At 33.9% G+C, this 12240-nt stretch carries 9 protein-coding genes; 1 reads left to right on the top strand and 8 read right to left on the bottom strand.

Annotated features, from left to right (window positions below; translation table 11 throughout):
• Positions 1-49 precede the first annotated feature (49 nt).
• The 6 genes from ACJMLB_RS04240 to ACJMLB_RS04215 form a co-directional block, all read right to left on the bottom strand.
• Positions 50-748 (bottom strand): M48 family metallopeptidase, encoded by a 699-nt coding sequence (locus ACJMLB_RS04240; protein WP_405323930.1) that lies wholly within the window; start codon positions 746-748, stop codon positions 50-52.
• 69 nt (positions 749-817) lie between these two features.
• Positions 818-2716, bottom strand: coding sequence for a helicase C-terminal domain-containing protein (locus ACJMLB_RS04235; protein ID WP_405323928.1), 1899 nt, complete (start codon positions 2714-2716; stop codon positions 818-820).
• A gap of 246 nt (positions 2717-2962) precedes the next feature.
• A complete protein-coding gene (locus ACJMLB_RS04230) occupies positions 2963-3760 on the bottom strand; it encodes a V4R domain-containing protein (protein ID WP_295608280.1) in 798 nt (265 codons plus the stop codon).
• 369 nt (positions 3761-4129) lie between these two features.
• Positions 4130-5356 carry an FprA family A-type flavoprotein gene (locus tag ACJMLB_RS04225; RefSeq protein WP_405323926.1) on the bottom strand — a complete coding sequence of 409 codons (1227 nt, stop codon included), beginning with the start codon at positions 5354-5356 and terminating at the stop codon, positions 4130-4132.
• A 214-nt stretch (positions 5357-5570) separates the two neighbouring features.
• On the bottom strand, positions 5571-6728 hold the full coding sequence (locus ACJMLB_RS04220) for a site-2 protease family protein (protein ID WP_405323924.1): 1158 nt from the start codon (positions 6726-6728) through the stop codon (positions 5571-5573).
• 150 nt (positions 6729-6878) lie between these two features.
• A complete protein-coding gene (locus tag ACJMLB_RS04215) occupies positions 6879-7763 on the bottom strand; it encodes a hypothetical protein (protein ID WP_296856041.1) in 885 nt (294 codons plus the stop codon).
• Positions 7764-7910: 147 nt separating this feature from the next.
• Here ACJMLB_RS04215 and ACJMLB_RS04210 point away from each other — a divergent pair, with 147 nt between their 5' ends.
• A complete protein-coding gene (locus ACJMLB_RS04210) occupies positions 7911-8573 on the top strand; it encodes a hypothetical protein (RefSeq protein ID WP_405323922.1) in 663 nt (220 codons plus the stop codon).
• A 123-nt stretch (positions 8574-8696) separates the two neighbouring features.
• On the opposite strand, the gene glp is transcribed toward ACJMLB_RS04210, so the two are convergent.
• Positions 8697-9923, bottom strand: a complete 1227-nt coding sequence (gene glp / locus ACJMLB_RS04205; protein ID WP_405323920.1) for a gephyrin-like molybdotransferase Glp — start codon at positions 9921-9923, stop codon at positions 8697-8699.
• Between the two features lie 100 nt (positions 9924-10023).
• On the bottom strand, positions 10024-12234 hold the full coding sequence (purL, locus tag ACJMLB_RS04200; protein WP_405323918.1) for a phosphoribosylformylglycinamidine synthase subunit PurL: 2211 nt from the start codon (positions 12232-12234) through the stop codon (positions 10024-10026).
• Between the last annotated feature and the right edge of the window lie 6 nt (positions 12235-12240).

The raw sequence follows: 12240 nt of genomic DNA, 5'->3' as shown, positions 1-12240 counted from the left end.
TTTTAATAGTATTGGTTTTATATAAATGTTCCCTTTCTATTTTCAACAATTATTGCTCTTCATTCAGTAATTTCTTTATCTCTCTCCAATTTGGACAGAAATTATCCATAAGTGCCTTGAATCTTGGACCATGATTGAATTCAATCAAATGGCACAGCTCATGAATCAAAACATATTCTGTGCAGATTGGAGGTTTTTTAGCCAATTTTAGATTTAAGGTAACTCTCTTATCCTTTCTGCAGTTTCCCCAATTCTTCATGTTCCTGATTTTAACTTCCTTAGGCTCCTTTCCTACAAAATAAGTGCACTTTTCAAGGAAATAGTCAAGATTTCTGTTCATTTCATCCCTGTAAAGTTCAAATAAGATCTTTTCTCTCTGCTTTATATTGGACCTTTTAGGAACTGGAAGATAAATAATGGACTTTTCACTATCATAAAAAGCTTTTTTAGCATCCTCATTTCCAATTAATTGAAGAGTGTATGGCTCTCCCCAAATATAGTGAGTTTCCCCGTCCTTATATTTTACCTTAGGCTTTGGTGGGTTTTCAAGCATCCTTGACCTTGTATCCCTAATCCAATCTATTCTTGATAAGACAAATTCATTGATTGCATCATCAGATAATCTCATTGGAGAAGAAACCTTAACAGTGCCATCCGGCTTGATTCGAAGGTATAGATTCTTAATATTCTTTCTCTCTAAAATTATAGAAATTCCTTCAATTTCAATTTCTTCTCTTTTCACTGCCATATTACCACTCATAAACGAGAAAAAAGTTTTGGTTCCGGTTTTGCAGGCCGAATGCCTGGAAAAGCGGAGTTAAATAATACGATCATCATTGATTACAATAGCTTCCTTAAAGAACTCTGGAATCAATGACTTGTACAAAGGACTCTTAAGGAGCATTTGAATATCGGAATCAAGGATATAAGTTACACATGAATCGTCATCCGCTCTCATTCCTCTACCATAAGTCTGCACTAAAGTCATTGCAGTCTTATAGGCATACCATCTTTGGTCCTTTTTCATTCTCATATTAATCTGCTTATCACCAAGATATGGGAACGGTATCTTATAGATTATCTGGAATCTGCACTTGTCATATGGTAAGTCAACACCTTCACTCATGGATGGGCTGACAAGAACCAGTGGATTTTCATCCTCTTCAAAGAATTGCAAGACCCTTTCCCTATTGTTGGTTCCATGTGCAATCAACCGGTTATTGTATAAGTGATTGATGATGTACTGTTGGCACTTATAGCTGTGAGTATGAATAAGCCCCTTTTCCCCTTCATGCCTTTTCAATATCTTCTGCATTATTTCAATGGATTTTGGAGCTGATTGCTTTACCCTATTCTTAGACATCTTTCCAGCTAAGTTTAACTCAATTGGCCTTTTTTCAACAGAGAATGGGCTGTCAACTTGAATATGATAAACATCACGAGGGTCGAGTCCTAACCATTTTGAAAACATCTTATGAGACAAGATTGTTGCACTTAAGAAGATTACAACATCCCCATGCTTGAATAGATAATCTTCAGCATAGTGGTTGACTCTGAGTGGCTTAAATGAAACCCCATGCTCATCTGAATCAATCACCCAATTTCCAGGTTCCTTTTCAAGATTGGTTTTAAGAGCCTTTAACTTGGAGATTGTTGAATTGATCCTGTCTGCCTTGTTTGTAGGCAAATCCTTTAGTTCAATATCTGAGTAATGACCTTGAATCGCTTCAATTTCCATTATCCATTCGCCTTTTTCAGCGCTTTTTAGGGTTTGCGGACTAATGACTTTCTTGATGTCCTTTTCAAGCTGGCGATTATATAAATTAATCTCCATTGTTCTCATTAGCTTATCTTCTATGTTATGTGCCTCATCAAGAATAAGCAAGCTTCTTTTTCCAAAGTGTTTTACGTAATTCAACTCCAAGATTGCATAATCATAATTCATCAATGTAATTGGAGAGTTTATAGCATTTGCCTTCTGTTGCCAGTATTTGCAGTGATCAGTTGTTTGGAAGAATACATCACTTCCAAATGAATCCTGGAAAGCCAATTCTCCGGTTAATGTTGGATTTTTGCTTATTCCGTAAGGACAGAAGAACTTAGCGGACTTCGGTGCTGTTTTACATGCACCCATATCACAGGTCACTTCAAAACCATCCTTTAAACAGTCAAAATTGCCTCTTCCCTTAACGAGAGGGAAATCAAACTCATCTGCATATTGCTTTTGAAGCTGTTTAGTCATTGTCAAAATATATGCAGATTCATACATACGAGCCAATGTGGAAGCAATAGCTGATTTTCCTGTACCTGTACCTGCCTCCAATATGATGTATTTATATCCTTTTGAAATGGCCTCTTCAATATCTGCAATAATCTCTAGCTGACCTTCCCTTGGCTGTTCAAATGGGAAATTCTCGATTATCTGCTCTGGAATTTCAGGATATTCTTCCTTTAACCTATCAATGACCTCTTGAGGAAGGTCATGCTCTGCAATATCATAAACCTCTGCAATAGGAACATCCTGTTCTTCGCTAACGGTTATAGGCTTTTTATTTTCATATTGATAAAGCCCTTTAGCAGTACTTTTAGTCTGCTTTTTAGCGATGTTCTTATCCTTCTTTTGATAAGGTTTTTTAGTCCTATCTGCAACGTATTTTCCACATACGCAATTTTTCTTTAGCATCCCACAATTGGGACAAAACAATGAGTCTGACATTACAATTATATTAGGATTAAGTTATATAAAAAGGTTTTAGAAAGAGCAATTGAAAGGTAATATTTATTGTAAAAAATTGATTTAAATTTGTTAAATCGATTTTTCAGTGAAATATTTTAATCAAATCGAAAAATTATTATCATAATAGAAAAATCAGTGAAAAACAGAAAAAAATAAATCTAAAATAAAATTTAAAAATAGAATTAAAAAAATAAAAAAAGAATAATTAATTAAAAAATTAATTACTTAGTAAGCGAAAGCCTCTCCATCTGGGGATTCAACTAAGAATTTACAGCAGTCGTCACCCATGGTGAAACATTTCACTTCAGTTACGTCAACATCCTTTTTGAGATAGTTTGCAAATAAAGCTTCAAAAATACCTGCATCTAAGTAACAGGTTGGTTTTCCTTTCTTAGGAAGCAAACTGCACTCGAAACATTCATAAGCAGTAATGTTAATGATGTCGCCTAAATCAATTTCGAGTTTTCCTAAACCGTTGTCTACCCAAAATTGAATGATGTTATCACAGAACTTGTTGATGTCATCATCATAAAGCTTTTCATACATTGCCGCTCCAATATTTTTACCTGATTGGTTCAATACAGGATTGATGTTGATTCCCTCTTGAATTAAGTTAGATCTTAAGGTGTGGAACAATAGGAAAGAGAACTTGAAGTTGTCTACATCCATAATGTTTTTAACCAAGAATTCAGCTTGTCTTTCTTCCAATTCCTTTTCATCTCCAGATTGGACTTCACCTAAGAATTTGGAATTGATGAAGAAGATTTTCTTTCTGTGGTCGTTTGCATCAAATCTATAGCTTACGATTCCATCTTCCCTTAATGATTTCAAATGAACGGAAATGGTGGATTTTGATTTACCAGTGTTTTTAACAATTTCATCAAATTCCATATCGGTATCTTTCAACATTGAAAGAATTGTTAATTTAACTGGACTTTTAACTACATTTACACCAAGCTCACCCGGAGCCTTTGCAAAAATTTGAATTGCTTTAGGTTGGATAGTCTTTTCTTCGTTTTCCATAATAAACCCTCAAAAAATAAAAATTTTAACAATATAATATTCCATGTAAAATTTATTTAAAATTTATAAAAGAATTATAATAAATTTATAAAAAATTTTAAACATTATAAACAAAAAATTGTTTGTTAAATATAGTATAAACTTTCTTACATATATACTTGTTCTTATGTTTACAAAATGTTTTATTATCTTAGATTTTAGTACGAATAGTTTTTAAAAATTATAAGGATTTTTAGTTAAAAATACGAACATTCGTTATAAAATATCTAAAATAGGGAAAAAATACGAACAAATATTAAAAAATAACATGTGTTAAGAGAGTTTTAAAAATAAATAAAAAAAGAAAAAAATAAAAAAAGAACTTTGAAATTAAAGTTCTAATTTTTTAGCTTCTTCAACTAATTTTTGACCTAATTTGAAGCTGGTGTCATCGTCTTCTGAGTCAGGAACATAGTAGATTTCCTGTTGGTCAAGAACTTCGAATCCACATTCGGTGAGTTCGTTTGCGATGAATTCTACAGCTCCGCCTCTTCCTCCCATGGAACCGAAGGTAACAGCAGGTCTTTTGAATCCAGTTCTGTTGAAGTGGAGACCTTTCAAGTAGTAGATGATATCACCAATGCTTGGGAATGGGAAGTCGTTAATGGTTGGAATACCGAAAGCAACTGCCTTGCTGGTTAAGATGCTTTTTACGATTTCGCTTCTTTCATCTTCGTGCAAGAAGTACATTTCCACATCGTATCCTTCTGCAATGATTCCTTCAGCAACTTCGTGAGCCATTTTTTGGGTAGAGTAGTGCATGGTATCGTAAACAATAGTTACTTTGTCTTCTGCTCTTTTACCGGTTGCCCAGTCACTGTAAGCGCCGATGATCTTCATTGGATCAGTCCAGATTTGTCCGTGGGAAGGAGCAATCATTTTTACTTGTTCTAAAAGGCCCAATTCAATGATTTCATCAAATTTATTAAGTACTTTTTTAGATAATGGGGTAATCAAGTTACCGTAGAACTTTTGTGCTGCATCCATAAGTACAACTTCTGGAATGTCAGTATCAAATCTTTTAGCGAAACATAAGTGTTGACCGAATGCATCGTTAGGGAATAAGATTCCATCTTCTGCAAGTAAGGTGAACATGCTGTCAGGCCAGTGAAGCAAGAAAGCATCTAAGAATGCTAAAGTTTTACCGCCTAAGTCAAGGGAGTCTCCAGTTCCTACGATGTTGAAGTCTGCACCTTCTAATTTAGGGTAGTGTCTAAGTAATCCGCCTTGAGCGATTTTACTGCAGTAGATTGGTGCATCGAATTTTTTCCATAAGTCGTATAAAACACCACTGTGGTCTTTTTCTACGTGGTTTTGAACAATGTAGTCAACTTTCATAACTCTACCTTCTTGTTCAAATGCGTCTTCGATACGAGCCATCATTTCTTCAGTTTTTCCAGGATAAGCGTTATCGATAATAGCTACCTTTTCACCAAATACAATGTATGCATTGTAAGTGGTTCCATCTAAAGTGTATCCGTGGTAAGATCTTAAGTCCCAGTCAAGTACACCAATCCAGTATACTCCATCACCTATTTTTTGTGCTTTTGCTTTCATTTCAATTCCTCAAATTTTTAATTGAATAATTTTTATACATAACATTTTATGTATTACATTTTAGCATATTTTCCTAACTAAAGTATTATTAGTTCGTAAATGCTTAAACATTTATTTATATGATTTTTTATATATATAAAGTTTTGGTTTTATAGAATACGAACAAAATTATCGTTGAAAAAAATATAAAAGAAAAATATAAATGATAATTAGGTTAGAATGGGACTCCAACCACGCCAACAACAAGACTAACCACAATAATTATTCCCATGAAGAAAGACATGAAAGTTACGATTGGCTTATAAGCGACTTCAGGCATTATATAAGACAATAGGTTTTCAAACAAATGCCCTCCATCCAAAGGCTTCATTGGAAGCAAGTTGAAAGTTCCCACAGCAAAGTTTAGGAAATAAATCCAAAACAATAGGTCTGCTAAAGGCATTAAAAGCCATAATAAAGGAGTGTAAAACTGATTATCAAACTCATCAGCAATCACATTGTTTGCATTGACTTGGATTCCCATAAATCCTATGGACTTGTTCATAGGATTGGTTTTCAATTGGAAACTGTAATCTCCCTGATCCGTATGAATATTAACCGTGTCATTTGGTTTTAAGGTATTTGCAGCTTTCTGGAAAGAATCTATGTCAGTTACAGTGAGATTATTTATTGATTTGATTATCATTCCTTCAGACATATAATTTTTAGCATTTGCATCTTCAGTTAATCTGTTAACCACAACTCCCTCATCGTCAAATACCACAGGAACGATAAATGAAGATATAACTGTCATGATAATCAATGCAATAGCTGCTAAGGTCAAATTGGCCATAGACCCTGCAACATAAATCCTCATTTTTGCAGGACGGCTTAATTCATTCAATTCCTCTTCATCAGGCTCTACAAAAGCTCCTGGAATAATTGCAAACAATAAAAGACCGATGGACTTTATATTGATTTTCTCCACTCTTGATAGGATTCCATGACTGAATTCGTGAACTATTAAAACTGTTGCAAGTGCAATAAGTCCAGAAAGCAATGGAATAAATATAGGTGATCCTGGAACTTCAACACCGGGAACGATTAAGCTAACAGTAGGAGTATCCAACAATGTCTTTAAGGAATAGACCAATGCAACGGCCATAAGAATCATAAAACCAGTTGAAATTACGATTCCTATGTTCATATACCATTTCCAAAACCTTGGAGCACGATTGGCTAATCTGTCTATAAAACCTCTTAATCGTTGTGTTTTCCACATTAAAAGAGGAAAATTAACCTCAACTCCATGATCGGTAAGCTGGTTTTTAAATACAATTGCAATAGTCCAAATGAGAATGAAAGCTATCACATAATAATATATACCATTCATATTAACACATTGATAATTTTTAAAAGTTTTATTTTATAAAAGTTTTAGTTTATAAAAAATCCATTATTTTAATAGATTTATTTAATTGAATAATATTATTAAGTTTTCATAATATAAAAAAGTAATTATTTAAAAATTATTTAGATTTCTTTAAACATTATATTTTAGCCAGAAGGTTGCTACCACTATTGCTATAGTAGTTCCGACAACTAATAAAACACCGGAAATTGCATCAGTTTGATTTACAGTCAATCCTAAAAAGCCATTATGCCCTAGACTGTTAAACAGAAAAACTAACCCCATCCAACCAAAAATAATCATAAAATATGCGAATACTTTCTTATCATAAATTAATAAGAATATGCCTATTGATAAAATGAAAAATCCTTTTAAAAGCAGACCTAAATCAATGCCTAAGCTTAAAAAGCTATTTATTGCTAAAATTATAATTACCGCTATAACATATGCAAGCAGAAATTTTGTTTTCTGACTATTCCATTTATCTCTTAGTTGACTATTATGCTCGTAATATTTTATAGTTTGTTCTTGATCTCTTTTTAAGAAATTTTTTTCCTGAGCCTTTAAAACCTTGTATAACTCCTCACTAGCAACATATAGATAAAATCTATAGCTTAAAAATAATGTAAAAAGAAAACTCATAGGAATTAGCATAATTAATATTAAACTTAATATGGCTCCTAAAACATTTGGGATATAAGGAGCGATTTTTGAAAACATTGCCAAAATAAATATCCAAAACACTAATAGATATGCATAAAAAACTATTGTGACAAAAACTGTTAAAAGTATATCTTTTATTCTGCTGCTTAATTTGGATTGAATTGTTTTATAAAATTTATAGCTTAAAAGAAAGGAAACTATAAATTCAAGGAAAAATAACAATAGATAAATCAAATCTCCAACATAAACTGCATAAACAAAATAAGTTCTTAAAATAGAAATATTAAATAGTAAAAAAAAGAAAACAGCAATTGTTAAAATGATTTCGTAAATCTTTTCTTTATTTTCAATCATAATATCACCATTTAAGATTTATGAATATATCTTTAAAGAATAATATAAAAAAGTATCTGGTTTTGGTAATTGAAAAAATTATTTAAAAGCAACACATAAAAATTTAAAAAGAAATTTTTAAAAAACATGAGAAAAATAGAATTAAATATGGATAAAAAAATTATTTTTTTAATATGTGTAATTGGGATTATAGCACTTTTAGCCATTAGTGCAACAAGTGCTGAAAAAAGTGATGTGGACACTTCAGATTGGGTGAATATAACTGTATATAACACCAATTTTCAGATCCCGCCAGAGTTTGGGGGAGGAAGTGACTCAGGAGGAAATTATGTTAAGACAAATGTATTCACATTTGGACTTGTAGCTTTGGAAGATGACAAGTCCCTTAGAAACAATTATGGATACGAATCTACTCTTGATGAGCTTTATGACGTTGAAGAGATGGAAATTGACGGCCATCATGCCGTTGCATATTATAGCCATAGAAGCATTTGCAATCATGATGTAACTTATCTCTACTTTGAATCAAACAAGACATTCTATGCATTGAGCTATGATGGAAACGATGTCAATGATACAATGAAGAAGATTGTTTCTTACAGCCCTAAATCCAATTTCACTAAAGAGAAATTTGATGATAAATTAAATCAAATGCAAGATGATTACATTGAAGAGCAAAGCGAATATGCAGAATCCTATGCTTACGACCAAGGATATAGAAATGGATATTCACAAGGAACAATGAACAGCAGACACAATGACTTATTCGGATACTACCTATTCTATAGATTAGGAAGAAGAAGTCGTTAAAAATAAAATAATTAAATAAAAAATAATAAAAATAGTAGATAAGAATTTAAATATTCTTATCAAATTCTTTTTTTAAAAAATATAAAAATAATTAATTTTTAAAAATATTAAAATTTAAATTAGCTAAAGGGTAGGCCATGCCATATCATTGAAGAAGATCAAGTCAACTTCATCTCCTTTTTCGATTCCTTCATGGTTTTCATCAATGATAATGTAACAATTTGCCTCTACCATAGAGCGGATAATACCAGACCCTCTATTCAATACATGATGAACGCCAGTATCGTCAGCTACTGCACGGATATAATCTGTTCTACCAAGAGAAGACGGTATTTTGGTTTTAGATACTCTATTAATCACTTTATGGGAATAATCGAGCCCTTGCATTTTAAAGAGATAATGCCTTGCAATAATATCAAATTGGCCCATAGCAGCTACAGGCTGACCTGAAAGCATAAATACTTGGGTTCCATTAACAATACCTGCACCAACAGGCTTTCCTGGCCTCATTGCAACACCATGGAATAGGACTTCACCTAATTCCTCAACTGCTTCAATAACCACATCACCTTTGCTTATAGCGGTTCCGCCAGTAGTAATCACTACATCATATTCCTTACTTGCCTTGTCAATAGCTTCCTTGACAGCTTCAAAATCATCCGCACCATGTTCTATATCAACAATAGCTCCAGCACTTCTAATCAATGCTGCAATGGTGAATTGATTGGAATTGATGATTTTAGCCTTGTCAATTTCAGGAGAAGGTTCCACCAATTCATTACCGGTTATCAGCAATTTAACTCTTGGCTTTTTATAGACTTCAACTTCACTGTGTCCTGCTGAAGCTATCAAACCCATCTCTTGTGGCCTGATTAAAATGTTTTCACCTAACAATTCATCTCCTTTTGCAATGTCTTCAGCCTTTGGAGAAATGTTTTCACCAGGAGTCACTTGTGAATGAATCTCTAGATTATCACCATCTTCATAGGTGAATTCCTTCATTAAAACAGCATTAGCGCCATTTGGAATCGGTGCACCGGTTGCTATTACAATAGCTTCACCATTAGATAATGTTTTATCTGAAAAATCTCCTGCTCCAATTCTATCAATGATCTTTAATTCTTTAATGACATTATTGGAAGCACCAAATGTATCCTCTGCAATCACAGCATATCCATCCATAGCAGATTTGTCAAATGGAGGGGAATTATGATAAGAGGAAATAGAATGAGCTAAAACTCTACCTTGAGAATCTCTTATATGAACCTTTTCTGTATCCATAAGCTTTTGATTCTCATCAATTTTAGCTAAAGCGTCTCCCAATGGAATTAAATTTGATATAAACTTCATATTATCGTCCATAAAATAACTTAATAAATAAAATAATAATAAAATAATAAATTAATAAGATAAAAATTTAAAAAAAATAAAAGAAATGAAAAATTATAAATTAAGCCATATACTTTTCAATGACACCATGATAAGCATCATCCAAGTCAGCAACAGCTAAATCTACAATGGTTTCATCATCCTTTTTAATAACTAATGAATCTCCTTTAACTTCACCGATAATAGCAGCATCCACATCAATGGAATCGATTATCTCATCTGCCTTATCTGCACTTACGGTTATGATAAACCTTGCATTGGATTCGGAGAACAATAAGTTATTGTCACTGATGCCTTCTTCAGCTGGAACCTTGCTAATGTCCACTTCACATCCTAATTTGCCGCTCATAGCCATTTCAGACAATGCAATAGCTATTCCACCAGCAGATACATCGTGTGTAGCGGTTATTGCAAGTTCATCCTCGCCTTCAAGGTATTTTACATAATCTCCATCATTTGCAATCAAGTCAAGAATGGTATTTGCAGATGCCAATTCATCATCGATTCTGATTTTAGGAGCATCCCCTTGTTCAAGAGAATGTACAGCTCTGTGGTATTCAGAACCTTCAACTTCATCATAAGTCTTACCGATGATGATGATTTTATCTCCTTCATTCTTGAATGGAAGTGTTCTGATGCTTGAAAGTTTTTCAACACCGATTACCCCTACAGCAGGAGTTGGGTTGATTTTAATACCTTCGGTTTCATTGTAGAAACTTACATTTCCACTGATTACAGGAGCTTCAAATTTCTCTGCAATGTCAGACATTCCCTTAATGCACTCCTTGAATTGCCAGAGGATTTCAGGGGTTTCTGGGTTACCGAAGTTTAAGCAGTCTACAATAGCATAAGGCTTAGCACCCATTGAAACCACATTACGGATAGCTTCTGCTACACTTCCTGCTCCACCATCGTATGGAGTCAATTTAGTGTGAATAGTATTGGAATCAGCGGTAATTGCAACAGCGGTTTCATCATCAATTTGCAATACAGCCGCATCATCACCAGGTTTTACAACAGTTCTGGTTTGAACCTCATGGTCATATTGCTTGTAAACCCATTCCTTGCTTGCAATGTTAGGAGATGATAAAACTTTAATCAATGATTCATCGATTGGGCCATCAACCACTTCAACCAAATCAGTTGGTTTAGCAGGTTCTCTCATTTCCCTATCAAGTGAAGGAGGATCTGCTAAAAGGATGGTTGGAACATCACATAATGTTTGGAGTTCCACTTCTGCATCGAAATCCTTTACAACCATATGGTTTCCATCAGTCACTTCACCAATAACTGCAGAAGGAATTTCATGCTTATCACAAATTGCTTGTGCCAATTCAACATCTTTAGGATTGATAACGAAAATCATACGTTCCTGGGATTCTGAAAGCATAATTTCATAAGGTGTCATTCCTTCTTCACGAAGAGGAATAGCTCTAAGGTCCACTACTGCACCATTTCCAGACTTGTCTACAAGTTCTGATACACAGCAGGTAAGGCCTCCACCACCTAAATCCTTTACACCGGAACAATTGATTTTTTCAAGAATTTCAAGTGAAGCTTCAAGCACTCTCTTTTTAGTGAATGGATCTGCCACTTGCACAGCAGGACGGTCTTCAGTTTCAGAGTTGGAGGTTAACTCTTCAGATGCAAAGGTTACTCCATGAATACCATCTCTACCAGTGGTTCCTCCCATAAGCAAGAATACATCTCCAATATTTGGAGCAACTGCCATTACGATTTCATCTTTTTTAACAAGCCCTGCACACAATACGTTTACAAGAGGGTTTGTTCTGAATGACTCATCAAATTCAATCTCACCAGCAACAGTTGGAACACCTACCCTATTACCATAGTCAGATATTCCTTCAACAACATGCTCAAACAAGTATCTTGACTTTTGGTCTTCAAGAGGGCCAAAACGAAGGCTGTCTAAAAGTGCAATTGGCATTGCACCCATAGAAATAATATCTCTTAAGATACCTCCAATACCGGTACCTGCTCCACCGTAAGGTTCAATAGCTGAAGGGTGATTATGACTTTCCATACCTACAGCAAGAGCATACTCATCTGTAATGGACACAAGACCTGCATCGTCTCCAGGACCTAAAACTATGTTTTCTCCTTCAGTAGGGAACAACTTTAAAATTGGCCTACTACTTTTATATGAACAGTGCTCAGAGAACATTACATCCAACATTCCCTCTTCCAATTCGTTCATTTCTCTTCCGAGAATTCCTTCAATATATTTTACTTCAGAATCTGTTAAAGTCATAAAAAC

The sequence above is a fragment of the Methanobrevibacter sp. genome (genome assembly GCF_045114555.1).
In the GTDB taxonomy this organism is placed as follows: Archaea; Methanobacteriota; Methanobacteria; order Methanobacteriales; family Methanobacteriaceae; genus Methanobrevibacter.
The sequence above is the reverse complement of the archived record's forward strand: the minus strand, read 5'-3'. Positions and strand labels throughout refer to the sequence as shown.